We start from the raw sequence: 23,620 nt of genomic DNA on the forward strand, positions 1-23,620 counted from the left end.
GGATGCGCCGCAGGACCGGGATCGCCGCGACCGTCGTCGGCGCGCTGCTCGTCGCCGCCGGTGCCGTCGTCGTCGTGACGGCACGCTCCGACGCCCCCGCGGACGCCCCGACCCGGGCGGCGGCGACCGCGCGGCCGACGCCGACCCCCACGGCCGAGCCGCCCGCCGCCGTCCCCGCGGCGCCGACGCCGGCCGAGCTCGCCGCCCTGCCGCTGGCCTTCCACGACGCCGTCGTCCCGCGCCTGCTCGACGGGTCGACCGTCACCCCCGAGGACACCTTCCGGATCGCCACCCCGCGGCACGACCTCGTCGCCCTGTACGCGAGCCCGTCGTCGCGGGCCCGTCCGGTGGCGACGCTGTCCCACCGCGTCTCCACGATCGACCTGCCCGCCGCGACGGCCGTCTGGGGACGGTCACCGGGGGTCGACGGCGGCATGCTCCTCGTGTCGACGCCGGCGCGGAACCGCACCCCCGGGGACGGCGGCACCGCCGAGGCCCCGAGCGCAACCTTCGCGTGGGCACGGGCTGCGGACTTCACCGTCCGCCCCACCGACCGCATGATCCGGGTGGACGTCGCGACGAGCGAGGTGTCCGTCGTCACGCGGGACGGCTCCGTCAGGGCCAGCGAGGCCGCTCGGCTCGGGACCCCGGAGGACCCCACCCCGATCGACACCGCCACCTACGTCCAGGCGGCCTACGTCGACACCCGGGTCGCGTACACGCAGGGCAACCCGATCATCCTGACCGGCGCGCACTCGTCGCGCATCCCGTCCTACGGCGGCAACGCAGCACTCACCGCGCTGCACTACTACCCCGACCCGACGGGCAGCTCGCACGGGTGCGTCCGGGTCTCGGCGGAGATGACCCGCACGCTCGCGGCGCTGCCCGTCGGCACCCCGATCCGGTTCAGCTGACGGGCCGCAGACCCAGGCGCTCCAGGACCTCCACGCTCTCCTGCTCCGGGGTGCGGTCGGCGGCGATCGTCAGGTGCGCTTCGTCGGCCTCCGGCGGCTCGAGCGTGTCGAGCTGGGACCGGAGCAGCGACGTCGGCATGAAGTGCCCGGACCGCTGCGACATCCGCTCCTCGATGAGCGCGCCGTCGCCCGCGACGTGGACGAACACCACCCCGGGCGCCCGCAGCACGTCGCGGTAGGCGCGCTTCAGTGCCGAGCAGGTCACCACCCCGTGCGTTCCGGCGTCCAGGTGCCCGCGGATCCACCCGGCGACGACGTCGAGCCAGGGCCAGCGGTCCTCGTCGGTCAGCGGGGTGCCGGCGTGCATCTTGTCGACGTTCGCCTGCGGGTGCATGGCATCGCCCTCGGCGAAGTCCCACCCGAGGCGTTCCGCGACCATCGCGGCGACGGTGGACTTGCCCGAGCCGGACACCCCCATCACCACCAGGACACGGGCATCGAGCGCATCGGTCTCCGCTGTCGGTCCGCTCATCGGATGAACACCCCGGCGAGCAGCACACCGAGCAGGCCGAGCACCGAGATGAGGCACTCGAGCACCGTCCACGTCTTGAAGGTCTGCCCCACCGTCGTGTTGAGGTAGCCCTTGACGAGCCAGAACCCGGCGTCGTTCACGTGCGACAGGAACACCGACCCGGCGCCGATCGCGAGCACGAGCAGCGACGTCATCGGCGAGGACAGGTCTGCGGCGATCGGCGCCATGATGCCCGCGGCGGTCACGGTCGCGACCGTCGCCGACCCCGTGGCGACCCGCACCAGGGCGGAGACGAGCCACGCGACGAGCAGCACCGAGATGCCGGACTCCTTGACGGCGTCGGCGATCACGCCGCCGATGCCCGTGTCGATGAGCACCTGCTTGAACCCGCCGCCGGCGCCGACGATGAGCAGGACGCCGGCCACCGGGGGCAGCGCGCTCTCGAGCGACTTCGACACCGCGGACCGGTCCATCCCGCCGCCGATCGCGAAGAACACCATGGCGTAGACCGCGGCGATCCCGATCGCGATCATCGGCGACCCGAGGAAGTCGAGCAGGCTCACCCACGAGCCGGCGGCGTCGGGCATCGTCGCCTCGCGGACCGCCTGGGCCAGCATGAGCACCACGGGCAGCAGGATGCCGACGAGGGCGACCGCGAACGACGGGCTGCGCGGCTCGCTGATGACGCGCGTGAAGTCGCTCTTGCCGTTGGGCAGGGACGCGGTGTCCTGCGTTGCGGGGCCGCGCCGTGCCTCCCGTCCGGCGTGTGCCGGGTCGTCGCCACCGGTGGCCGACCCGCGCGACCCGAACATGTCGGGGACCGGGATGTCGACCCAGCGCGCCGCGAAGCGGGCGAAGACCGGGCCGGCAAGCACGATGACCGGGATCGCCAGCACGATGCCGAAGGCCAGGGTCGTGCCGAGGTCCGCGCCGACCGTCGAGATCGCGACGAGCGGGCCGGGGTGCGGCGGCACGAAGGCGTGCATCGTCGACAGGCCGACCAGCGCGGGCACGGCGATCTTCATGATCGGCACGCCGCTGCGCTTCGCGACGAGGACGATGATCGGGATGAGGAGCACGAGGCCGACCTCGAAGAACATCGGCAGGCCGATGAGCGCGCCGATGAGTGCCATCGTCCACGGCAGCATCGCCTTCGACGACCTGCGGACCAGGGTGTCGACGACACGGTCGGCTGCGCCGGAGTCGACGAGCATCTTGCCGAACATCGACCCGAGGCCGACCAGGATGCCGACGCTCGTCATCGTCGCACCGAAGCCGTTGCCGAAGCTCGTCACCGCCTTGTCCGGCGCGAGCCCTGCCCCGATGCCGACACCGAGCGCGCCGATGACGAGCGCGATGAACGGGTGCACCTTCAGCCAGGTGATGAGCGCGATGATCACGACGATGCCGAGCAGCGCCGCGATGATCAGCTGCGGGATCGGGCCGGACGGGTCGACCGTCTCCGTGCCGCCGGTCTCGGCCGCGAGCACGGTTCCGAGGTGGACTGGAGCGTGAGGCATCGGTGCCCCTTCCTGGAGCCGCTGCCGCGCGGCTCCGTCGCCTTGGTGTCGAGGGCGGGTGGCGTGGTACACGCCCGCCCGCAATAATCTGATTAATCAGACTACACGGCGATCTGCCGCGCGCCTCCCGCTGTGCGTCGCAGTATGCCGTTTCGATGAGGATCGCGTTCCGCACCGTGCTGGTCGCGTCCGTCCAGCCCATCCCGTCCGGAGGTCCCATGCCCCCCGCCCGCGGTCTCCACGCCCACGTGCTCGACACCATCGGGCAGCGCATCGTCGACGGCGACCTCGCGCCCGGCACCGTTCTGCGGCCCGAGCACGTCGCGGACGAGTTCGGCGTGTCGCGGTCCGTCGTCCGTGAGGCGCTCCGGGTCCTGCAGTCGCTCGGCCTCGTCGAACCACGGCAACGCGTCGGGACGCAGGTGCTCGGGACCACGTCGTGGGAACTGCTCGCGCCGACCGTCATCCGCTGGCGCGGCGCATCGCCGGCGTACTTCGTGCAACAGCGGGAGCTCCTCGAACTCCGACTCGGCGTGGAGCCCGTCGCGGCGTCGCTCACCGCCACCGGCCCCGGCGGCACGGACGTCCTCGACGCGGCGCAGGACATGCTCGCCGCCTGCGCCGCGGAGGACAGCCGCGCCTACCTCGAGGCCGACGTCCGCTTCCACCGGGCACTGCTCACCGGCTCCGGCAACGCCGTGTTCGCCCACTTCGCCGGCACCGTCGAGGCCCTGCTGCGCACCCGCACCTCGGAGTCGCGGGACACCATCACCCGGTGGACGCGCTCGGCGGCGATCCGGCACGAGGCCGTCGGGCGTGCGGTCGTCGCGGGCGACGGGGCCGCTGCGTCGGCCGCGATGACTGCACTCGTGCAGGTCACCCACGACGAGTTCACGGCGGAGGCCCCGCGGGGCTGAGGGAGCCGGGGCTGAGGGAGCCGGGGCTGCGGCCGGCCGGGGTTGAGGGGCCGGGGTGGTCGGGGGTATCGGGACTATCGGGCGCCGTCGCTGTCAGCTGCCGGGGCTGGCGGGCGCCGGTGCGCGCACGGTTCGTCCCATCGCGCGTGGCATGGGAAGCGAGATCGCGCGTCGGAGGGCGGAACGACGGGCTTCCTACGCGCGGAAGACCCTCCTACGCGCGAAACGACCTCCTACGCGCGGGGCTGTTACGCGCGGAAGACCCTCCTACGCGCGAAACGACCTCGTACGCGCGGGGCTGTTCCGCGCGGAACACCCTCCTACGCGCGGAACGACCTCCTCCGCGCGGAACGACCCCCTCCGCGCGGAACAATCCCGCGCCGCCCGCCCCCTACCGCCGCGCGAAGAGCCGGGGGCCGCGCAGGCGCAGGCGCATCGTCACGGTGCCGAGCCAGCGGTCGTACTTGTAGCCGACCTTGCCCATCCGGCCGACCTCCTCGAAGCCGAGCCGCTCGTGCAACCGGATCGACGCCTCGGCCTGCCGGTCCGCGATGACCGCCACCACCTCGCGCACCCCCGCCGAGCGGCACTCGTCGAGCAGGGCCTCCATGAGCGCCCGGCCGAGGCCCTTGCCGCCGGAGGCCGCCCCGAGGTAGATCGAGTCCTCGACGACGCGGTTCGAGCGGTCGCGGGGGTTCCACGGGTCGACCAGGGCGTAGCCGAGGATCTGACCGGCGGGGTTCTCCGCCACCAGGAACGGCAGCGCCCGGCGGCGGATCTCGTCGTAGCGCTGCTTCCAGCCGGCGAAGGTCAGCACCGACGGGTCGAAGGTCACCGACGAGTTGCGGACGTAGTGCGCGTGGATCTCGCGCACGTGGGGCAGGTCGCCGGGCTCGGCCGCACGGATGCGGTAGGTGAAGGCGGTCTCGGTCGGTGCCGGAGCACGCAGGTGTCGCGGCAGGACACGCCGTCGCTGGTATTCCTCCTCGAGCACGACGTCGAGCCTACTGAGCGGGCAGGGACCAGTCGACGGGCGTCGCGCCCTGTTCCTCGAGCAGCGTGTTCACCTGCGAGAACGGTCGGCTGCCGAAGAACCCCCGCGAGGCGCTGAGCGGGCTCGGGTGGGCCGACGCCACCACCGGGGTGTCGCCGAGCAGCGGGCGGACGGATGCCGCCTGGGCGCCCCAGAGGACGGCGACGAGCGGCTTGCCCCGGCCGACCAGGGCACGCACGGCCTGGTCGGTGACGGCCTCCCAGCCCTTGCCGCGGTGACTGCCGGCCTCGCCCGCCCGGACGGTGAGCACACGGTTGAGCAGCAGGACGCCCTGGTCGGCCCAGGCCCGCAGGTCCCCGTGCGGCGGCGGGGTCACGCCGAGGTCGGACTCGAGCTCGCGGTAGACGTTCGCCAGGCTGCGCGGCACGGGCCGCACCGCGGGGTCGACGGCGAAGGACAGGCCGATCGGGTGCCCGGGCGTCGGGTACGGGTCCTGGCCGACGACCAGGACCTTGACGGCGTCGAACGGGGCGGTGAAGGCACGGAGGACGTCGCCGCCGGCGGGCAGGGTCTGCCGGCCGGCCGCGTGCTCGTCGCGGAGCCAGTCGCCCATGCGGTGGACGTCGTCCTCGACGGGGCCGAGCGCGGTGGCCCAGCCGGGGTCGACGAGCTCGGCGAGGGGCCGCGGCTCCACGGCGGCTACGCGCCCATGGTCGCGACGGCCACCGACTCGTCGCCGGCGACGACTCGCCAGACGCTGCCGGTGCCGCGGACCTCGAGGGCGCCCTCGCCGACGACCAGGGCGGTGTCCTCGTCGATGGCCAGGCCGGCGGTGACGAACTCGGCCTCCGCGCTGGCGACGAGCCGGGCGAGCGTGCCCGCCTGGACCGCGTGCACGTCGATCGTCAGGTCGACGAGTCCGAGTCCTTCGCGGAGCTCGACCTCGTCGAGGCCCTCCGAGGCGCCCTCGGGGCAGACCTCGACGCCGCCGATGCGCCAGCCGCCGACCAGGGCTCGGTCGGCCGCGATCATCGCGCCCGCCGAGTAGCCGAGGTACGGCAGGCCGTCGGCGACGAGCAGGCGGACCTGGTCGACGAGCGGCGCGACGGCGGCCAGGTAGTCGGGCGTGAGCCCGCCGGCGACCACGAGGGCGTCGACGTCGCTCAGGACCGTGGTGTCGAAGGCCTGACCGGACGCGACCTCGGTGGTGACGACCTCGGCGGCGCGTGCGCCGCCCAGGACCTCGGCGATGTCCGCGGTGGACGACGGGCTGGTGCCGTCCGCGCGGCAGACCGAGAGCAGTGCGATGCGCGGGACGGTGCGCCCCACGGCGGCCGAGCGCGCGGTGGCCTCGGCGAGGAACGGGGCGGCGGCGTCCGAGGCGGCGAAGGGACCGCCGCCGACGAGGTGGATGCTCACGACTCGGCCGTCACCGGTGCGAGGGCGCTCCAGGGGAACGTGATCCAGCCGTCGACCCGACGCCACACGTGGTCGGGTTCGAGCACGGTGCCGGGCTTCGAGTACAGGCAGGCGCTGCGGACGTCGGCCCCAGCGTCGCGGATGATGTCGACGACCAGGCGCAGGGTCCGGCCGGAGTCGGAGACGTCGTCGACGACCAGGACGCGCTTGCCGGCGAGGCTCGGCGCGTCGAGCGCCGGCGCGAGCACGACCGGTTCGTCCAGCCGCTGCTCGACGTCGGTGTAGAACTCGACGTTGATCGAGCCGCACTCCTTGGTGCCGAGCGCGTAGGCCACGGCGCCGGCGATGATGAGGCCGCCGCGGGCGACCGCCACGACGACCTCGGGCTCGAAGCCGGAGGACAGCACGTCCTTCGCCAGCAGGCGGGCGGCGTCGCCGAACTCCAGCCATCCGAGCACCTCGGGCCCGCTCGTCACGGTCACGGTCGACTGAGCCGGTGCCGTGGGCCCGGGCTCGCTGCTGATCGGCATCCGACAACGGTACCGGCACCGACCCCGCGCCCGCGACCCGCGACCGGACCCCGGGCGCTGCGCGCGGCAGGGCGGCCAGTGGCCGAGCAGCGATCAGCGGCCAGTGGCCGAGCAGCGGTCAGCGGCCAGTGGCCGAGCAGCGGTCAGCGGCCAGTGGCCGAGCAGCGATCAGCGGCCCGGACCGGGTGCGTCAGCCCTTCGGCGCCAGCGTGCCCCGGGCGAGCTTGTGCTGCGCGGACTGGGCGACCGGCCGGATCGTGACCAGGTCGAGGTTGACGTGCGCCGGCAGTTCCACCGCGTGCACGATCGCCTCGGCGACGTCCTCGGCCACGAGCGGACCCGGCACGTCGTCGTAGACCGCAGCGGCCTTCTCGGCGTCGCCGCGGAAGCGGGTGAGCGCGAACTCGTCGGTCTTCACCAGGCCGGGGGCGACCTCGACCACGCGGATCGGTTCGCCGTTCAGCTCGAGCCGGAGCGCGCCGACGAGGGCGTGCTCGGCGAACTTCGCCGCGTTGTAGCCGCCGCCGTTCTCGTACGCCACGAAGCCCGCGGTGCTCGTCACGGTGACGATGTCCGCACCCCCGCCGGCGCGCGCCCGCTCCCGCAGGTGCGGCAGCAGCGCTGCGACGACGCGCTTCGTGCCGATCACGTTGACCTCGAACATGGCGCGCCAGTCCTCGACGTCGGACTCCTCGACCGACGCGGACCCGAACGCACCGCCGGCGTTGTTGACGAGCACGTCCGCTCCCCCGAGCTCCCCGACGCGGGCGGCGAGCGCCTCGACGTCGGACGCGCTCGTGATGTCGGCGACCAGGACGTCGGCACCGGTGGACGCGGCGAGCGCCTCGAGCTTCTCGGCGCGGCGGGCGACCGCGAGGACGTCCCACCCCCGCGACCGGAACAGCCGGACGGTGGCCGCCCCGATGCCCGAGCTCGCTCCGGTGACGACTGCGCGTCGTGCTGCCATGTGATCTGCCTCCTGGGTGGGTGGACGTCCACCGTACCGAGCAGCACCACGGGCACCACACCGACCCGGCCCACCCGAGCGACACGACCCGCGTCCGCACCCGGACCGGGAAGGTCACGGTCCGGTAACGTGACCCGGGATGACGACGGACGCCGCTCCCCCCGCTCCCTCGGCCCCGGCGACGAAGCTCGAACCCGGCCGGGCACCGCGCCGTATCCCGATGTGGGACACCGCGCGGTTCGTCGCGGTCACGCTCGTGGTCATCGGCCACGCGATCCAGCGGCAGACGCCGGCGAGCGAACACGCCCTGGCGCTGTACACGTTCATCTACGCGTTCCACATGCCCGCGTTCGGCGTGATCAGCGGGTACTTCTCGTCGGCGGACACCCCGACCGCCAAGCGGATGCGCCGGACGATCACCGACATCGTCGTGCCGTACATCATCATGCAGACGATCTGGACCGTGGTGCAGGGCATCGTCGAGGGCGGGAAGGACTTCAACCCGACGAAGCCGACCTGGACCCTGTGGTTCCTGTTGGCCCTGGGGATCTTCAAGCTGATCCTGCCGTACCTGGCGCAGCTGCGGTGGCCGCTGTTCTGGGCGGTCGTGTTCAGCATCGGTGTCGGCTACTTCGACAACGTCGACTCCACGCTGTCGCTGTCCCGCGCGATCAGCCTGCTGCCGTTCTTCCTGCTCGGCTGGCAGGTCAAGCAGTGGGGCGTGTTCGACCGCTGGTACGAGGCACCGCGCCGCACCGTCGTGCGGGTGCGGATCGCCGCCGCGGCGGTCTTCGCGGCGTGGGCGGTGTCGTGTGCGATCTGGATCCCGCAGTTCAAGCAGTTCGACCTGCACCACTGGTTCTTCTACGACGACTCGTACTCGGGTCTCGGCGAGGACGCCTGGTGGGCGGGCGGCGTGCGCTTCGGCCTGATGCTGCTCGCGACGCTGCTCACCGCGTCGTTCCTGCTGCTCATCCCCAGGCGGACGGTGTGGATCACGCGTTTCGGCGCCGCCACGATGTACGTGTACCTGCTGCACACGTTCGTGCTCTACCCGATCCGCGAGTCCGGCGTGCTCGCCGGGGAGCACTCGGCCTGGCCCTACGTGCTCCTGATGGTCGTCATCGCCTGCGCGGTGACCCTGTTCCTCGCGCAGCCGTTCGTGCGGCGCGGCATGCGCTGGCTGCTCGAGCCCCGGGTCGACTGGTTGTTCCGCCGCGACGCGTGACGTCCCCGCGCGAGCAGCCGTCCCGCCGCGCTCCCGGACCGGTCCCCGTGGTCGCCGCCGTCAGCCGCAGGCACCGTCCTGGCCCGGCCTGGAGGCACGGGTCACCCCCGGTGCGCGCGTTACGTCGCGAGGCGGTCGCGCTGGTACCGGCGCGACCACCTGCGTACCGTGGCCTCCGTCGCAGCGCCGCACCGTGCCTCCCGGCCGGACGCACCGCGACCCGAACCCCACCACCCGCACCGGACAGGAGCACCGAGATGACCGAGCACGACGCCGAGCAGTGGCGGTTCGAGACCACGCAGGTGCACGCGGGTGCGCAGCCCGACCCGACCACGGGGGCCCGGGCGACGCCGATCTACAAGACGACGTCGTACGTGTTCGCGAACTCGGACGAGGCCCGCGACCTGTTCGCGTTGGCGAAGCCGGGCAACATCTACTCCCGGATCATGAACCCGACGAACGACGTCGTCGAGCAGCGCATCGCCGCGCTCGAGGGCGGGTCCGGCGCCCTGCTCGTGTCGAGCGGCCAGGCGGCCGAGACGTACGCGGTGCTCAACATCGCGGGCGCCGGTGACCACATCGTGTCGTCGTCGTCGATCTACGGCGGCACGTACAACCTGTTCAAGTACACGCTCGCGAAGCTCGGCATCGAGACGACCTTCGTCGAGGACCAGGACGACCTCGAGGAGTGGCGGCGCGCCGTCCGCCCGAACACGAAGCTGTTCTTCGCCGAGACCATCGGCAACCCGCGCATCAACGTGCTCGACATCACGGGCGTCAGCGACGTCGCCCACGAGTCCGGCGTGCCGCTCATCGTCGACAACACGATCGCGACGCCGTACCTCATCCGCCCGTTCGAGCACGGGGCCGACGTCGTCGTGCACTCCGCGACGAAGTTCCTGGGCGGCCACGGCACCGTCATCGGCGGGATCATCGTCGACAGCGGCCGGTTCCCCTGGTCGCAGCACGCGGACCGGTTCCCGGAGTTCAACACGCCCGACCCGTCGTACCACGGCGCGGTCTTCGCCGAGGCGGTCGGCAACGAGCTCGCCTACATCGTGAAGGCCCGCGTGCAGCTGCTCCGCGACCTCGGCGCCTCGAACTCGGCGGACACCGCGTTCGCGCTGCTGCAGGGCATCGAGACGCTGTCCCTCCGCATCGAGCGGCACGTGTCGAACGCGCAGGAGGTCGCCGAGTGGCTCGACCAGCACCCCGACGTCGCCACGGTCGCCTACGCCGGGCTGCCGACGTCGCCCTGGTACGCCGCCGCGAACCGCTACGCGCCGAAGGGCGTCGGTGCGGTGCTGTCGTTCGAGCTGAAGGGCGGCGTGCCCGCCGGAAAGGCGTTCGTGGACAACCTGCGCCTGTTCTCGCACCTGGCGAACATCGGTGACGTGCGCTCGCTCGTCATCCACCCGGCGTCGACCACGCACTCGCAGCTCACGCCCGAGCAGCAGCTGACGACGGGTGTGACGCCGGGCCTGGTGCGCCTGTCGGTCGGCATCGAGAACGTCGAGGACCTGAAGGCGGACCTCGAGGCGGGGCTCGCCGCGGCACGCGCGGTCGCGCAGCAGGGGCAGCGGGCGTAGCGCTCGCCCCCCCCGGGCATCGACTCGGAACGACAAGGTCGACGTCGCACGACGTCGACCTTGTCGTCTACCCGCCCGTGCGACGGTTGCCGACGGGGCGGTGCGACTTCCTGGATGTCGTACGACGTCGACGATGTCGCACCCACCCACACACCGACCCACAGACACCCGAGCAGCACAACGCGAGCGCGGCCGCGGACCCGACCACAGGACGGGCGCGACGTAACACGGCGGCGGCGAGCCGTGCCTCCCGGCAGACTGGACGCACCATGGACTGGCAGACGACCCCCGAGGACTCCGTGCCGTCCACCCTGGTGCCCGGCTCCGAACTCGGCACCCTCGGCGGGCCGCCCGTGACCGGGGCCTGGCGGCCGGGCGACCACCCCGGCGAGCGGGCGTTCGAACCGCTCGGCGAGCAGTGGGTTCGTGGCGGACGGTTGCCGTCCGTCCGCGTGGCCTACGAGTCGTGGGGCACCCTCAACGCTGCGCGCGACAACGCCGTGCTCCTGTTCCACGCGATGACGGGCGACTCGCACGTCACCGGCGAGGCCGGCCCCGGGCACCGCACCGCCGGCTGGTGGGGCGACGTCGTCGGGCCGGGGCGCGCGATCGACACCGACCGGTGGTTCGTGCTCGTGCCGAACATGCTCGGGGGCTGCCAGGGCACGACGGGGCCGTCCTCGGTGTCGCCGTCCGGGGCGGAGTGGGGCTCGCGCTTCCCCTTCGTCACGATCCGCGACCAGGTCGCCGTGCAGGTGCAGCTCGCCGACCGGCTCGGCATCGACGTGTTCGCGGCGGTCGTCGGCGGGTCGATGGGCGGCATGCACGCCCTCGAGCTCGCGGCGACCCACCCGGAGCGCGTCGAGCGGCTGGCGGTCCTCGCCACCACGGCGCAGACCACCGCGGACCAGATCGCGGCGAACTCGCTGCAGCGTGCGGCCATCCAGATGGACCCGGGCTTCGCCGGCGGGGACTACTACGAGGCGCACGCCGGCGAAGGCCCGCACCGCGGGCTGGCGCTGGCCCGTCGGATGGCGCTCATGACCTACCGGGCACCGGACGAGCTGAACGGCCGGTTCGCGCGGTCCTGGCAGAGCGACGTCTCCCCGCTCGGCGACGACGGCCGGTTCTCGGTGGAGAGCTACCTCGACTTCCACGGCAACAAGTTCACCCGCCGCTTCGACGCGTCGAGCTACGTGACCCTGACGCAGGCGATGGACTCGCACGACGTCGGGGCCGGCCGCGGTGGCGTGTCGGCGGCGCTCGGGCGGATCACCGCTCGGACGCTCGTGCTCGGGGTCTCGAGCGACCGGCTGTTCCCCCTCGAGGACCAGCACCGGATCGCCGCCGGGGTGCCCGACACGCTCGACGGGGACGACGCCGCGGTCATCGAGAGCGAGTACGGGCACGACGGGTTCCTCATCGAGCACGAGCAGGTCGGGGACCACCTGCGTCGGCTGTTCGACAGCTGACGTCCGGGGCTCGCGTGGGGCGGTCAAGTGACGCGCCGTAACGATCCGGCAGCCATCCGACACGACCGGGCGCGCCGAACACCCCCCAACGGGTGCCTCCCGTGGAATGATGGCGGAGAGCTCGGCTGACCGACGCTCGCTTTCCCTGCCACACCAGAACGTCACCAACCAGGACACCGATGGAACTCATCGCACAGGAACGCGACCGTTTGCTACGGTCGACGACCCGTGTCGTGGGCATCGTCTGCGCGCTCGTGAGCATCGTCGGCGTCGCCTCGGCACTCGCGGTCCCCCCGCTGCCGTTCGTCGTCGCGCTCCTGTGCATCGCCGCGATGGTCGCCGCCCTCGTCGTCTTCGGTCGCAGCGGCAGCGAGTGGTGGACCGCCGCCGCACTGCTCGCGGGGCTCGCCGCGATGACGGTGCTGTTCACCGGCGTCGACGCGGACACCCGACCGATCATCGCCAGCGCCCTCGTGCCGCTCGCCGGCGGGATGGCCGCACCGCTCATGGCGCAGCGCGGCAAGCCCGTCGGGCTCGGCATCACCGTCGCCGCCGGGGCCGGTGTCGTCGCCCTCATGGTCTGGGCGACGGGCGACCCGCTGTCGACGCCGGTCGGCGTCGCCGTCCTGGTCTGGATCCTCATCGCGGTGGTCGCCGTCTGGATCGCCCGGAGCATCCCCCGGGTGGCCCGCCGCATCTACAGCATCGGCAACGCTCACCGCGCCGAGCGACAGGCGAGCGAGACCGAGGCGCAGCGTCGCCAGGGTGCCCGCCTGCTGCACGACACCGTGCTGGCGACCCTGACCCTCCTCGCGCACTCCGGCGTCGGCGTCTCGGAGCAGGCCATGCGCGAGCAGGCCGCCGAGGACGCCCGGCTCCTGCGCCACCTGCGACTCGGCGCGACCCCGCAGCCGTCGCAGTCCGGCGACTACTCGCTCACACGCGAGGAAGAGTCGCCCCTCGGGCAGACCCTCGAGTCGGTCAAGCAGCGCTTCGGCCGGATGGGCCTCGAGGTGAGCTGGCACGGCACCGGCCAGGTGCTCCTGCCGTCGAACGTCCTCGACGCCTTCCTGCTGGCCCTCGGCGAGTGCCTCGAGAACGTCCGTCGGCACGCCGGCGTCGGCGAGGCGCACGTCACGATCGTGCACGACAACGAGATGGTGCGCGCCATGGTGACCGACTCCGGCGTCGGGTTCGACCTCACCCACGTCAGCGCGGAACGCCTCGGCTTCAAGGAGAGCGTCGTGAGCCGCTTGCGCGAGGTCGGCGGGGACGCCAAGCTCTTCTCGGCGCCGGGTTCCGGCACCACCGTCGTCCTGGAGGCACCGCGATGACCCGGGTCCCCGAGGACACCATCGGCCGCGGCCTGCCCGGCGAGATCACGTCGTCCGCGCCGCGCACCCGCCGTGAGGCCCGCGAACGCACCCGTTCGAGCGAGCGCCGGCAGGCCCGTGGCCTCCCGTCGACGTCCACCGGCGCACGGTCGCTCCGCCAGGCTGCGAAGCCCGGCGCCTCGCTCGGTGCTGGCTACCTCGGCCTCGGCGCCGCGATCCTCACCGCCATCGAGGCGGTCGCCGGCATCGCGTTCTTCCTGGCGCGCTGGCCGGACGCGGCCAACCCGTGGCTGACGACCGCCGCGTGGGGGCTCTACGTCCTGGCGGCCGTCGGGGTGGGGCTCAGCGTCCTGACCTACGGCGAACGGCTCACCGGACCGGCCTTCGCGCTCATCTGCGTGGTCCTGGCCGGTGTGGTGACCCTCGACTTCGCCGCCGTGTGGGCCGAACACGACATCGCGGCCACCGCTTCGGCCTCGGTCGCCGCGGGGTTCGCGCTGCTGCCCATCACGACACTGCGGCCCGCCCGCGAGGTCGCTGCGGCCATCGCCGTCCTCGGCGTCGCGTTCGTCGTCATGGCGGCGCTGTCGACGCCCATCACGCCCGAGACCCTGCCCGGGATCGTGACGCTCCTGGCGCTCGTGGTCGCGCCGCCGGCGATCTCCCTGCACGTGGTGCACCGCTTCCGCCAGTTCGTGCAGCGCGAACTCGACCGCGTGCTCGTGCAGAGCAACGTGCAGGCGCCGCAGTTCGCCGTCGGCATGCTCGCCTCGGACGAGCTCGCCCGCCTCGACCTGGCCGCCGAGAAGCTCCTCGACGCCGTCGCGAACGGCACCGACCCGCTGCCGCTGTCCGACGCCTCGAGCTCCGTCGCCGCCTCGCTCGCCACCGAGCTCCGCCTGCACCTCATCGAGGGCCGCCGCGAGACCTGGCTCTACCACGCCATCACCGAGTCCGACCACCTCGGCCGCTCGGTGAGCGTCGCCGACCCGGCAGCCCTCGCCGGGCACCTGTCCCCCGCGCAGCGCGACGGTCTGCTGCAGGCGATCTGGCAGATGGTGGGCGACGGCCGGACCGCGCAGCCCGGCATGCCCGTCGTCTCGGTCACGCTCGGCCCCGTCGGCTCCGACGGCCACCCGGTCAGCGACGAGACGATGGACGTGCCCGTCGTGATCGACTCGCGCGGCGTGCAGCGCCGTCGCCTCGGCCCGACCGCCTGGAGCGCCCTGGAACGCATCGGCCCGTACACCGCGACGGTCCGCGAGAGCGTGCTGCACATCGTCGTGCACTGCGTCGTCAGCCGACATCCGTCCATGTAGCGGACACCCGTCCGACCTGCCCGTGCCCGGTACGCGCTCCTCCTAGGATCGACTCGTACAGCCCCCGAGAAAGGACGCCAGCATGGCGACTCCAGAGGAACCCATCCGACTCGCACTCGTCGACGACCACAGGATGCTCCTCGGGGCCCTCACCGAGTGGATCCGCAGCGCAGCCGACGACATCACCCTGGTCGCCGCGGTCACCACCTGGCCGGAGCTGCTCACCAGCCCGGCGTTCCCGGTGGACGTGGTGCTGCTCGACCTGGACCTCAAGGACTCCATCCCGGTGTCGCTGAAGATCTCGACGCTCAAGACCGCCGGCGTGAAGACCGTCGTGATGAGCACCTACTCCGAGCCGAACGTCGTGCGCGAGGCCCTGGCCTCCGGCGCACTCGGCTACCTGGTGAAGAGCGAGGACGCCGACATGATCGTCGAGGCGATCCGCTCGGCCCAGCGCGGCGAGCAGTACGTCTCCGCCGAGCTCGACCTGGCGATCAACAGCGGCGACGTCGGCGGCGTACCGAAGCTCAGCGCACAGGAGCGTCGCGTCATGGCCCTCTACGGCGGCGGCGAACCGGTGAAGAGCGTCGCGTACCAGCTCGGCATCTCGGAGGAGACCGCCAAGAGCTACCTCAAGCGCATCCGCGAGAAGTACCGTGTCGCCGGCTTCGACGTCGGCACGAAGGTCGCGCTGCGGAAGCGCGCCATCACCGACGGCATCATCGTGCAGGACGGCAGCCCGCTGGGGCTGTAGGGGCGCGAGGCGCGGCGCGCTCGGCGCGGCGTTCGCTTCGTGAGCAGAAGAGGTCGGGTCCGGCATCCGGATTCGACCTTTTCTGCTCACCATGCGCAGCCTGCCGCACCACACGACCCACGGGAGGCACGAGGCGGCCCCGCCACGAGCCTCCCGCCCGTCAGACGCGACGCATGCACGCTTCGTGAGCAGGAAAGGTCAGGTCCGGCGTTCGAACCCGACCTCTTCTGCTCACCATGCGCGACCTGCGGCGCCACACGACGGACGGGAGGCAGGGGTCGGCCCCGCCCCGTGCCTCCCGCCCGTCAGACGCACCGTCCCCGCGCCGAGTGAGCACAAGACGTCGGGTCCCGCCCCCACACCCGACGTCTTCTGCTCACTCGACGCAGCCGACCGCACCCGGCGAGGCGCCTCAGACGGTCGGGACCGGCGCCGTGATCGGGCCGGTCGACGCCTTCCGCAGCGAGGCGCGACGGGTGGTCCGCCGCTCGACGGCGTAGCTGATCATCGTGACGACGACACCGAGCAGCGCGAGGCCGATGCCGAGCCAGCCCGGCGCGAGGAAGCCGAAGCCGGCGGCGATGACCGCTCCACCGAGGGCGGCGCCGATCGAGTTGCCGATGTTGAACGCCGAGTGGTTGAGTGCCGCGGCGATCGTGCGGGCGTCCCCGGCGACGTCCATCAGGCGGGACTGCACCGCGGGCGGGATCGCCGACGAGGTCGCACCGAGCAGGAAGGCCCCGGCGAGGACACCCCAGACCCACTGCGCGGTCAGGACTGTGAAGAGCAGCGCGCCGATGAGGGCGAACATGCCGACGTAGATCGTGCGCTTGACGCTGTGGTCGGCGAGGTGGCCGCCGAGGACCCCTCCGACGACCATGCCGAGGCCGACGAGCACGAGGACGACCGGCACGAAGGACTCCGGCATGCCGGTGACGTTCTGCACCAGCGGCGAGATGTACGAGTAGACGGCGAAGAACCCGCCGAAGCCGACCGCTCCGAGGCCCATCACGATCCACACCTGGGGCACGCGGAAGGCGCTGAGCTCGCGGCCGATCGTCGCGTGCTCGTCGCGGGGGCTCGTCGGCACGAACGCCGCCACCGCGAGGAAGGTGAGCGCGAACAGGGCCGCGACCACCGCGTAGGCGACGCGCCACCCGGCGACCTGCCCGACCCACGTGATGGCCGGGACGCCGACGACGTTCGCGACGCTGAGGCCGAGCAGCACCATCGCGATGCCCTTGCCGCGCTTGCCCGGCCCCATCATGTCGCCCGCGACGATGGACGCGATGCCGAAGTAGGCCCCGTGCGGCAGCCCGGCGACGAAGCGGGCGACGAGCACCAGGCCGAACGACGGCAGCAGGGCGCTGGCAACCGTCGCCAGCACGAAGCCGACGAGGAGCACGAGGATCAGGCCCTTGCGCGGGAACCGAGCGGACACCGCGGCGATGGTCGGGGCACCGACGACGACCCCGAGCGCGTAGGCGCTGACGAGCCAGCCGGCCTGCGCGATGCCGGCGTCGGGGTCCGCACCGTACTGCTGGGGCAGGAGCGCCTGCGCGATGTTCGGCAGCAGGCCCATGGCGACGAACTCGGTCGAACCGATGGCGAAGCCACCGAGGGCGAGCGAGACGAGGGCGAGGGTGCGGCGCGCCGGCGTGAGGGTGGTCATGGAGCCTGTTCTCGAGCGGGCGGAGCTGGACGGTCCGGGGTCCGCTGTCCGGGTGCTCCGCGCCGCCGATCGGGCTGCGCGGTCACGTGCGGGACGTGGATCCGGTCCGGGTTCAGCAGCGAACGGGGTGGCCCGGTCAGGGACCGACCGGTCCGAGCAGTGTAGACCGCTCCAACCACCGATCGGAAGTCCGGTGGCCGATCATCACCACCGACGCGGTCAGGCCGCGCGACGGTCCTGCTCGGCGGGGGCGCTCGACGCGGACCGCAGCTCGGGTAGCTCGTCGCGGTGCACCCACCCGGTGCCGCACTCGGCGCACGTCGCCCAGGCGTTCTCGCCGGTCTCGTCCGTGTCGATGACGACCGTCCGAAGGTCGCAGTCGGGGCACCAGCCGTCGTGCATCATCACGCGCTCCTCGTCGTCTCGGGGCGGGCCACCCGTCGTGACCCGATGCGCCCATGAGACACCCGACCCCTGACATCCGGCGGGCCTCCGTCGGCGTGTCGCGGTCCGGCCTGCGGTTGGATGACGGCATGCACACGACCATGACCGTGCTCGCTTCGTGCACGACAGGCGCGCCGGCGAACTGCGAGGACCGGACGGACCCGATCGGCATGCTCGTGGTCGGCGTCGTCGCCGTCGTGGTCGTCGTGACGCTCGTGGTGCTCCTGGTGGCCGGGCGGCAGGGCCGCCGCCGCGCGATCCCGGAACGTCGCCGCGGCCGGCGCTGACCGACGACCACCGGACGCCGCGCGTGCGGGGCTACTCGCCGAGTGCTGCCTCGAGCCGGTCGAGCTTGCCGTCGATCTCGCCGGTGTGACCCGGCCGGATGTCGGCCTTCAGCACGAGGGACACCCGTGTGCCGTACTGCCCGACGGCCTCGGTGGCACGCTTGACGACGTCCATGACCGCGTCCCACTCCCCCTCGAGCTCGGTGAACATCGACGAGGTCCGGTTCGGCAGGCCACTCTCGCGGACGATGCGGACGGCGGCAGCGACGGCGTCGTGCACGGAGCCGTCCGACTGTGCAGCGGGCCCACCGGAGGGAGCGACGGAGAAGGCGACGATCATGCGCCCATCCTGCCCCGCCGACCGTCGGCACGCGCGCCGTCGCCGCGTGGGCGCCGTCATCCCGCGAGCGAGCCGTCCCCCCGCGCGTCGACCGCGCCCGACCCACGCGCTCCGACGCGGCGCCCCGGCACCATAGCCACGTCGGGGCCGCGCAGTCCCATCCGCACGAGCACGACCACGGCCCAGACGAGCGCCGCGACCTCGAGGGCGTTCCGCACCGTGAGCACCACGAGGATCCAGGGCTGCAGCGTGAGCACCTGGTCGTAGAAGCCCGGGTAGACGAGCTGCGTCAGCACGGCGGTCGGCAGCGCGGCGATCGCCACCGGCACGAACCGCCGCGCGCTCGGCGATCCGGCCACCAGCCCCCAGACGACCGGCACGGCGAACCAGCCGATGTACTGCGGCGAACCGACCTTGTTCGTCGCGATGAGCGCGGCGACGAACAGCAGCGCGAGCACCGGCGCGAGCTCGACCCGTCGCGCGCCGCGGTGCGCTGCCCAGAGCGCGAGCGCGACGCCGGCGAGGACGACGACGGCCATCAGCGGTGTCGACACCGCCGCGGCCAGGTGGGTACCGGCTCCGGAGACGCCGAAGGTCAGGATGTCCTGGTCGTAGAACACGGCGGCGCCGGGCTCCCCGGCGGCGGCCGCCCACAGGAAGGGGGTCGCGAGCGGAGCCTCGATCTGCAACCCGCGGCCGGTCTGCTCGGTCACGAAGGACAGCAGGTACGGCGCGCCACCCCACAGCACGTCCACGAGCACGATGAGCCCGGTGACCACGAGGGCGCCGCTGAGCACCGGCCCGCGGTGTCCGCGGCGCAGCAGGAGCAGGACGACGACCAGGGCGGCGGGCCAGACCTTCGTCCAGGCCCCGGCGGTGAAGAGCGCGGAGGCGACGGCCGGCCGTGTGACGACGAACGCGACGCCGATCAGCGCGAGCACGGTCGCGACCGTGTCGATGCGGCCGAGCGCGATCGGCCCGAGCGCGAGCAGGAAGACGAGCCACCACCAGACGACGCGGACACCGGGCGCCGCGCGACCGACCGGCCGGGAGCGCATCGGCACGCCCACCCGGAAGCGCCACAGGAACGCGCACGCCACCGCGTCGAGCAGCACCATGAGCAGCATCCAGCCCGTGGCGATCGAGGGGGTGCCACCGAGCGCGGCGGCGGCCATCGGCACGATCGCCAGGATCGGGTAGACCCACTCGCCGTCGATCCCGACCCAGAAGTGGGCCGAGTGGCCGGTCTCGATCCACCGTCGGTAGGTGATGGTGACGTCCCCGAGGGGCAGGTTCGCCGACGTCCAGGTGAGCCACCACAGCACGGCGTGCACGAGGGCGAACGCGGCCACGAAGCCCCCGAGCTCGATCCACCGCGTCCTCTGCACCGGACGAGCGTAGCGGCCGGGATCCACAGGTTCCCCCAACCATGACGTGTCACCGTTCTGCCCGTGACCACCGACACCCCGCGCAAGCGCCGCAAGGCCGTCATCTGGATCTCCGTCGTCGCCGCCGTCGTCGTCCTCGCCGTCGTCGGCGTGGTCGTCGGCACGAAGGTGTACACGAACAGCGAGAACGCGAAGGCCTCGGCCGCCCCGTCCGTCGCGGCCAGCCGTCAGGCCTCCACCCTCGACACAGCGGACCTGTCCGGGGCGTGGACCGTCGGCGGCGACTCCGAGGCCGGCTACCGCGTCCACGAGGTCCTCAACGGCTCGGACGTGACGGTCACCGGCCGCACCGACAGCGTCTCGGGCAGCGCCACCGTCGACGGCACGTCCATCACGAAGGCGACGATCACGGTGCAGGTCGCCGACATCGCCACGGACTCCGACCAGCGCGACTCGTACTTCCGCGACTCGGCCCTGGACACCTCCGCCTTCCCGGAGGCGACCTTCACGCTCACCGAGCCCGTCGCCGACGCGGTGCCGAGCGGTTCGGACACCAAGACGGTCCGCGCTTCCGGCGAGCTGACGATGCACGGCGTCACGAAGGACGTCACCGCGGAGCTCCAGATCGGTCTGAACGGCGACGGCGTCGACATCTCCGGATCGATCCCGGTCACCTTCTCCGACTTCGACGTGCAGGCCCCGAGCCTCGGCTTCGTCACGGTCGACGACTCGGGCGCGGTCGAGTTCCTGGTGCACGCCACCCCCGCGAACTGACGTCCGCGACGCACCGCACGTCCGTGCCGTGCGCACCGGCGGACGGGAGGCCCGGCGCCAGCTGGCACCGGGCCTGCCGTCCGCCGGGTGGTCGCGTCGACGGCACGTGACCCGTCTCCGGCGCCGGTCAGCGGTCCCGCTCCCCCGGATCCGCGGACGCCCGGTTCGCCGGTGGCCCCTGCCGGAGGCGGTCCGCGTCCCCGCCCGACCCGAGCAGTGCGAGACGCCCCTGGTCACTTGGTCAGCCGGCAGTCGGGAGGCGAGCCGCCGGTCGGAGTGGCGTCATGACGACGTCGAAGCAGGGGCGACAGCCGGAATGCCCCCGGTTGCGGGTCGCGACGATGTGAACGCTGCTCACATGCTCAGCCGGTCCGCAGTCTGAACAGGGGAACCCGATGACCGACTTCCAGCAAGCGCCCTACGCGCCTGGGTCTCACCGCCCTGATCGTCGGCATCGTCGCGATCGTCGGATGTGCCATCCCGTTCGTGAACTTCGTGTCGATCTTCCTCGGCCTCGTCGCGGTCGTTCTCGGCATCGTCGGACTCGTGCAGAAGAACCGCACGCGCGGCCTCGCCATCGCCGGGACGATCATCGGCGGTCTCGCGCTCATCGTCGGCATCGCGACCGCTTCGATCTACGCGGCCGCGGTCGACTCGGTGTCGAAGTCGCTCGAGACGTCGGCACCGGTCGCGACCGAGGATGCCGCGTCAGAACCTGCCGCCGCCCCCACGGAGGAGCCGTCCGAGGAGCCGTCCGAGGAAACGTCGGAGAGCCAGGCGGCCGCTGACGTCCCGGCCGAGTACACGTCCGCGCTGAACTCGGCGCAGAGCTACTCCGAGATCATGCACATGTCGAAGGAAGGCATCCGGGCACAGTTGACGTCGGACGTCGCGGACAAGTTCTCCGACGAGGCCGCGGCGTACGCAGTCGACCACGTCGACGCTGACTGGAACGCGAACGCGCTCGCCACGGCGAAGGACTACCAAACGACCATGAGCATGTCCCCGGAAGCGATCCGGGACCAGCTCACCAGTGACGTCGCCGACAAGTTCACCCAGTCGGAAGCGGACTACGCGGTCGCGCACCTCGACGACTGATCGTCCCAGCGTCCTGGAACGCCCCGCCCCTCCACCGAGGGGCGGGGCGTTCCTCGTCGGGGCTCGTGACGGACGATGGCGCCGCCGCGCGCACCTGTCGGAGCCGGACAGACGCCCTTCGAATGGCGACCTCGACGAGGAACAGGCGGAGCCGCGCCCCTCACGAGCGCGCGGCACGGGCGAGGTCGTAGCCTCGTCGGCATGGACGAGACCGCTCCACAGACCGTCGAAGCCGCCGTCGCCGTCGTCGGGCCGGGCGCGATCGGTGCCACCGTCGCGGCGGTGCTGCACGAGGCCGGTCGGACGCCCTTCCTCGCCGGGCGGACGGCACGCGCGGAGCTCGTCGTCGACCTGGGCGGCACCGAGGTGACCGTGCCCGGTCCGGTGCACACCGACCCCGTCGCACCGACCCCGACCGCCGACGTGGTGTTCCTCGCGGTGAAGGCGACGCAGAACCGGGCGGCCGCACCCTGGCTGGCGGCACTGTGCGGTCCGGACACCGTGGTCTGCGTCCTGCAGAACGGCATCGAACAGGTGTCGACGGTCGCGCCGCTCGTGCCGCGCGGCCGCGTCGTGCCGGCCGTCGTCTGGTTCCCCGCCCGGACCCGCCCGGACGGTTCGGTGGAGCTCCGGGCCACACCCCGGCTGACGCTGCCGCGCGGCACCGCGGGCGTCGACACCGTGCAGGCAGCGCTCGCGGGCACGCGCTGCACCGTCGAGGCCGCCGACGACTTCCGGACACTCGCCTGGCGGAAGCTGCTGCAGAACGCGGCGGCCGGGCTCATGGTCCTGACCGGCCGCCGGTCGGGCATGTACGCCCGTGACGACGTCGGCGCGCTGACGCTGGCCTACCTCGCCGAGGCCGCGGCGGTCGCCCGCGCCGACGGGGCAGTGCTCGACGACGACGAGCCCGGACGGATCCTGCAGGGCTTCCGCGACTCCCCGGCCGACGCGGGCACGTCGATCCTGACGGACCGCGAGGCCGGCCGGCCCCTGGAGTGGTCGGTGCGGAACGACGTCCTGCGCCGCCGCGCCCGCCGGTACGGCCTGCCCACCCCGATCGGCGACGTCGTCGTGCCGCTGCTCGCCGCCGCGAGCGACGGGCCCGGCTGAGCGTCGGTCGCGCGCGTCACGCCCGTGACGTGACCGGGGACGGACGGACGGACGGGAGGCTGGTGCCAGCGGGCGCCGTGCCTCCCGTCCGTCGGTGCGGACGTCCAGGGCACGCACCGGCGCGCTCGCCGGCGCGGGCGGAGCGCTACCCGCGTGCGTCGCCGTCGACCACGAGGTCGCGGACGACGCCCGGCAGCGCCGCGACGAGTGCCGTCATCGGGAAGGGTCCCCCGCCGGACGCCCGCCGTGCGGCCAGGCCGTGCACCACCGCGGCGGAGGCCGCCAGGTGGGCGAGGTCGGACGGCGTCAGCGACGAGCCGGACGCCTCCGCCGCACCCTGCCGCGCGGCGACGAGCGCACCGACCACCCCGCCGAGCACGTCCCCGGCGCCGGCGGCCGCGAGCCACGGCGTCGCCGACGAGGCGACCAGGCGCACGGAACCGTCCGGGGTGACCACGTGGGTCCGCTCGCCCTTGAGGAGCACGACGCTGCCGGTCTGCTCGGCGGCACGGAGCGCCGCGGCGGGGGGGTCGGCCTCGACGGACTCGCGGGAGGCGCCGAGCAGCGTCGCGGCCTCGCCCGCGTGCGGGGTCAGCACGGCGAGCGGCCCGAGGTCGACGAGCGGGATCGCGCCGGCGTCGACGACCACCGGGACACCGTCGTCGGACGCGTGACCGAAGGCGTCGGCGGTCGCCGGGTCGAGTTCGCCGAGGGACCCGGCCGAGATCCCGGAGCCCACCAGCCAGGCCTGCACGCGGCCGACGCCGACGACGCTCTCCGGGCGGCGGGTGAGCACGTGGTCGGACGCGCGGTCGGGTCCGACGTAGCGGACCATGCCGACGCCGGTGTGCACGGCGGCGTCGACGCCCAGCACCGCGGCGCCGGGGTACCGGTCCGAGCCCGTCGCCACGCCGAGCACCCCGCGGCGGTACTTGGTGGACTCCCCGGTCGGCGCGGTGACCCACGCGGCGGCATCGGACGGACGGACGGGCACGAAGTCGTTCACCGCGCCCAC

24 protein-coding genes are annotated in these 23,620 nt (G+C 73.0%); 12 read left to right on the top strand and 12 right to left on the bottom strand.

Features of this window, described 5'->3' with window-relative positions:
- Nucleotides 1-2: 2 nt before the first annotated feature.
- Nucleotides 3-914: a L,D-transpeptidase gene (locus BIU97_RS04770; RefSeq protein ID WP_071256018.1), complete on the top strand. Its 912-nt coding sequence runs from the start codon at nucleotides 3-5 to the stop codon at nucleotides 912-914.
- Here BIU97_RS04770 and BIU97_RS04775 read toward each other — a convergent pair.
- Together BIU97_RS04775 and BIU97_RS04780 are read right to left on the bottom strand one after the other, a co-directional pair.
- A complete protein-coding gene (locus BIU97_RS04775; RefSeq protein ID WP_071297165.1) occupies nucleotides 907-1,446 on the bottom strand; it encodes a gluconokinase in 540 nt (179 codons plus the stop codon). The genes BIU97_RS04770 and BIU97_RS04775 overlap by 8 nt on opposite strands.
- Nucleotides 1,443-2,966: a GntP family permease gene (locus tag BIU97_RS04780; RefSeq protein WP_083404631.1), complete on the bottom strand. Its 1,524-nt coding sequence runs from the start codon at nucleotides 2,964-2,966 to the stop codon at nucleotides 1,443-1,445. Before BIU97_RS04780 ends, BIU97_RS04775 begins: the two co-directional genes overlap by 4 nt.
- Nucleotides 2,967-3,184: 218 nt before the next feature.
- On the opposite strand from BIU97_RS04780, the gene BIU97_RS04785 reads away from it, so the two are divergent.
- Nucleotides 3,185-3,883: a FadR/GntR family transcriptional regulator gene (locus tag BIU97_RS04785; protein WP_071256494.1), complete on the top strand. Its 699-nt coding sequence runs from the start codon at nucleotides 3,185-3,187 to the stop codon at nucleotides 3,881-3,883.
- Between the two features lie 391 nt (nucleotides 3,884-4,274).
- On the opposite strand, the gene BIU97_RS04790 is transcribed toward BIU97_RS04785, so the two are convergent.
- The 5 genes from BIU97_RS04790 to BIU97_RS04810 form a co-directional block, all read right to left on the bottom strand.
- The gene (locus BIU97_RS04790; protein WP_071256026.1) at nucleotides 4,275-4,877 is read right to left on the bottom strand and encodes a GNAT family N-acetyltransferase; all 603 of its coding nucleotides are present in this window, start codon (nucleotides 4,875-4,877) and stop codon (nucleotides 4,275-4,277) included.
- 10 nt (nucleotides 4,878-4,887) lie between these two features.
- Nucleotides 4,888-5,571 carry a uracil-DNA glycosylase gene (locus tag BIU97_RS04795; protein ID WP_071297166.1) on the bottom strand — a complete coding sequence of 228 codons (684 nt, stop codon included), beginning with the start codon at nucleotides 5,569-5,571 and terminating at the stop codon, nucleotides 4,888-4,890.
- A gap of 5 nt (nucleotides 5,572-5,576) precedes the next feature.
- On the bottom strand, nucleotides 5,577-6,296 hold the full coding sequence (locus tag BIU97_RS04800) for a Type 1 glutamine amidotransferase-like domain-containing protein (RefSeq protein WP_071256032.1): 720 nt from the start codon (nucleotides 6,294-6,296) through the stop codon (nucleotides 5,577-5,579).
- Nucleotides 6,293-6,826 (bottom strand): phosphoribosyltransferase, encoded by a 534-nt coding sequence (locus tag BIU97_RS04805; RefSeq protein WP_175472127.1) that lies wholly within the window; start codon nucleotides 6,824-6,826, stop codon nucleotides 6,293-6,295. Before BIU97_RS04805 ends, BIU97_RS04800 begins: the two co-directional genes overlap by 4 nt.
- Before the next feature lie 190 nt (nucleotides 6,827-7,016).
- Entirely contained in the window at nucleotides 7,017-7,793 is a 777-nt protein-coding gene (locus BIU97_RS04810; protein WP_071256034.1) for an SDR family oxidoreductase, read from the bottom strand.
- A gap of 139 nt (nucleotides 7,794-7,932) precedes the next feature.
- Here BIU97_RS04810 and BIU97_RS04815 point away from each other — a divergent pair, with 139 nt between their 5' ends.
- From BIU97_RS04815 to BIU97_RS04840, 6 genes are all read left to right on the top strand, one after another.
- Nucleotides 7,933-9,021, top strand: a complete 1,089-nt coding sequence (locus BIU97_RS04815) for an acyltransferase family protein (RefSeq protein WP_071256037.1) — start codon at nucleotides 7,933-7,935, stop codon at nucleotides 9,019-9,021.
- 257 nt (nucleotides 9,022-9,278) lie between these two features.
- A complete protein-coding gene (locus tag BIU97_RS04820; RefSeq protein ID WP_071256039.1) occupies nucleotides 9,279-10,610 on the top strand; it encodes a bifunctional o-acetylhomoserine/o-acetylserine sulfhydrylase in 1,332 nt (443 codons plus the stop codon).
- Between the two features lie 269 nt (nucleotides 10,611-10,879).
- Entirely contained in the window at nucleotides 10,880-12,082 is a 1,203-nt protein-coding gene (gene metX, locus BIU97_RS04825; RefSeq protein WP_071256045.1) for a homoserine O-acetyltransferase MetX, read from the top strand.
- A 179-nt stretch (nucleotides 12,083-12,261) separates the two neighbouring features.
- A complete protein-coding gene (locus BIU97_RS04830) occupies nucleotides 12,262-13,416 on the top strand; it encodes a sensor histidine kinase (RefSeq protein ID WP_071256065.1) in 1,155 nt (384 codons plus the stop codon).
- The gene (locus tag BIU97_RS04835; RefSeq protein ID WP_083404633.1) at nucleotides 13,413-14,735 is read left to right on the top strand and encodes a hypothetical protein; all 1,323 of its coding nucleotides are present in this window, start codon (nucleotides 13,413-13,415) and stop codon (nucleotides 14,733-14,735) included. The genes BIU97_RS04830 and BIU97_RS04835 overlap by 4 nt, the downstream gene beginning before the upstream one ends.
- Nucleotides 14,736-14,817: 82 nt before the next feature.
- On the top strand, nucleotides 14,818-15,489 hold the full coding sequence (locus tag BIU97_RS04840; protein WP_058726372.1) for a response regulator transcription factor: 672 nt from the start codon (nucleotides 14,818-14,820) through the stop codon (nucleotides 15,487-15,489).
- A 412-nt stretch (nucleotides 15,490-15,901) separates the two neighbouring features.
- Here BIU97_RS04840 and BIU97_RS04845 read toward each other — a convergent pair whose 3' ends face one another.
- Nucleotides 15,902-17,161, bottom strand: coding sequence for an MFS transporter (locus tag BIU97_RS04845; RefSeq protein WP_071256066.1), 1,260 nt, complete (start codon nucleotides 17,159-17,161; stop codon nucleotides 15,902-15,904).
- A 219-nt stretch (nucleotides 17,162-17,380) separates the two neighbouring features.
- On the bottom strand, nucleotides 17,381-17,566 hold the full coding sequence (locus BIU97_RS04850; protein ID WP_071256072.1) for a hypothetical protein: 186 nt from the start codon (nucleotides 17,564-17,566) through the stop codon (nucleotides 17,381-17,383).
- Nucleotides 17,567-17,694: 128 nt separating this feature from the next.
- On the opposite strand from BIU97_RS04850, the gene BIU97_RS04855 reads away from it, so the two are divergent.
- A complete protein-coding gene (locus BIU97_RS04855) occupies nucleotides 17,695-17,892 on the top strand; it encodes a hypothetical protein (RefSeq protein ID WP_071256073.1) in 198 nt (65 codons plus the stop codon).
- Nucleotides 17,893-17,923: 31 nt separating this feature from the next.
- Here the strand turns inward: BIU97_RS04855 and BIU97_RS04860 are convergent, their stop codons facing one another.
- Both BIU97_RS04860 and BIU97_RS04865 read right to left on the bottom strand, forming a co-directional pair.
- Nucleotides 17,924-18,232: a thiamine-binding protein gene (locus BIU97_RS04860; RefSeq protein WP_071297167.1), complete on the bottom strand. Its 309-nt coding sequence runs from the start codon at nucleotides 18,230-18,232 to the stop codon at nucleotides 17,924-17,926.
- A gap of 56 nt (nucleotides 18,233-18,288) precedes the next feature.
- The gene (locus BIU97_RS04865) at nucleotides 18,289-19,620 is read right to left on the bottom strand and encodes a glycosyltransferase 87 family protein (protein WP_071256109.1); all 1,332 of its coding nucleotides are present in this window, start codon (nucleotides 19,618-19,620) and stop codon (nucleotides 18,289-18,291) included.
- Nucleotides 19,621-19,683: 63 nt separating this feature from the next.
- Here BIU97_RS04865 and BIU97_RS04870 point away from each other — a divergent pair, with 63 nt between their 5' ends.
- The 3 genes from BIU97_RS04870 to BIU97_RS04880 all read left to right on the top strand — a co-directional run bounded on the left by BIU97_RS04870 (nucleotide 19,684) and on the right by BIU97_RS04880 (nucleotide 22,605).
- Nucleotides 19,684-20,394 carry a YceI family protein gene (locus tag BIU97_RS04870; RefSeq protein ID WP_071256111.1) on the top strand — a complete coding sequence of 237 codons (711 nt, stop codon included), beginning with the start codon at nucleotides 19,684-19,686 and terminating at the stop codon, nucleotides 20,392-20,394.
- A gap of 486 nt (nucleotides 20,395-20,880) precedes the next feature.
- Complete coding sequence (locus BIU97_RS04875) at nucleotides 20,881-21,492, top strand: Ltp family lipoprotein (protein ID WP_071256122.1); 612 nt, start codon at nucleotides 20,881-20,883, stop codon at nucleotides 21,490-21,492.
- A 201-nt stretch (nucleotides 21,493-21,693) separates the two neighbouring features.
- The gene (locus BIU97_RS04880) at nucleotides 21,694-22,605 is read left to right on the top strand and encodes an oxidoreductase (RefSeq protein WP_071256127.1); all 912 of its coding nucleotides are present in this window, start codon (nucleotides 21,694-21,696) and stop codon (nucleotides 22,603-22,605) included.
- A gap of 145 nt (nucleotides 22,606-22,750) precedes the next feature.
- Here BIU97_RS04880 and BIU97_RS04885 read toward each other — a convergent pair whose 3' ends face one another.
- A complete protein-coding gene (locus BIU97_RS04885; protein WP_071256502.1) occupies nucleotides 22,751-23,611 on the bottom strand; it encodes an ADP-dependent NAD(P)H-hydrate dehydratase in 861 nt (286 codons plus the stop codon).
- Between the last annotated feature and the right edge of the window lie 9 nt (nucleotides 23,612-23,620).

Source organism: Curtobacterium sp. MCBA15_009 (genome assembly GCF_001864895.1).
In the GTDB taxonomy this organism is placed as follows: Bacteria; Actinomycetota; Actinomycetes; order Actinomycetales; family Microbacteriaceae; genus Curtobacterium.

Excerpts from the sequence above, each read along its gene's own strand:
- BIU97_RS04840 (WP_058726372.1), top strand. The coding sequence starts at position 14,818 with ATGGCGACTCCAGAGGAACCCATCCGACTCGCACTCGTCGACGACCAC.
- metX (WP_071256045.1), top strand. The coding sequence starts at position 10,880 with ATGGACTGGCAGACGACCCCCGAGGACTCCGTGCCGTCCACCCTGGTG.
- BIU97_RS04815 (WP_071256037.1), top strand. The coding sequence starts at position 7,933 with ATGACGACGGACGCCGCTCCCCCCGCTCCCTCGGCCCCGGCGACGAAG.
- BIU97_RS04785 (WP_071256494.1), top strand. The coding sequence starts at position 3,185 with ATGCCCCCCGCCCGCGGTCTCCACGCCCACGTGCTCGACACCATCGGG.
- BIU97_RS04805 (WP_175472127.1), bottom strand. The coding sequence starts at position 6,826 with ATGCCGATCAGCAGCGAGCCCGGGCCCACGGCACCGGCTCAGTCGACC.
- BIU97_RS04770 (WP_071256018.1), top strand. The coding sequence starts at position 3 with ATGCGCCGCAGGACCGGGATCGCCGCGACCGTCGTCGGCGCGCTGCTC.
- BIU97_RS04810 (WP_071256034.1), bottom strand. The coding sequence starts at position 7,793 with ATGGCAGCACGACGCGCAGTCGTCACCGGAGCGAGCTCGGGCATCGGG.
- BIU97_RS04835 (WP_083404633.1), top strand. The coding sequence starts at position 13,413 with ATGACCCGGGTCCCCGAGGACACCATCGGCCGCGGCCTGCCCGGCGAG.
- BIU97_RS04845 (WP_071256066.1), bottom strand. The coding sequence starts at position 17,161 with ATGACCACCCTCACGCCGGCGCGCCGCACCCTCGCCCTCGTCTCGCTC.
- BIU97_RS04780 (WP_083404631.1), bottom strand. The coding sequence starts at position 2,966 with ATGCCTCACGCTCCAGTCCACCTCGGAACCGTGCTCGCGGCCGAGACC.
- BIU97_RS04880 (WP_071256127.1), top strand. The coding sequence starts at position 21,694 with ATGGACGAGACCGCTCCACAGACCGTCGAAGCCGCCGTCGCCGTCGTC.
- BIU97_RS04830 (WP_071256065.1), top strand. The coding sequence starts at position 12,262 with ATGGAACTCATCGCACAGGAACGCGACCGTTTGCTACGGTCGACGACC.
- BIU97_RS04820 (WP_071256039.1), top strand. The coding sequence starts at position 9,279 with ATGACCGAGCACGACGCCGAGCAGTGGCGGTTCGAGACCACGCAGGTG.
- BIU97_RS04855 (WP_071256073.1), top strand. The coding sequence starts at position 17,695 with ATGCACACGACCATGACCGTGCTCGCTTCGTGCACGACAGGCGCGCCG.
- BIU97_RS04860 (WP_071297167.1), bottom strand. The coding sequence starts at position 18,232 with ATGATCGTCGCCTTCTCCGTCGCTCCCTCCGGTGGGCCCGCTGCACAG.
- BIU97_RS04850 (WP_071256072.1), bottom strand. The coding sequence starts at position 17,566 with ATGATGCACGACGGCTGGTGCCCCGACTGCGACCTTCGGACGGTCGTC.
- BIU97_RS04775 (WP_071297165.1), bottom strand. The coding sequence starts at position 1,446 with ATGAGCGGACCGACAGCGGAGACCGATGCGCTCGATGCCCGTGTCCTG.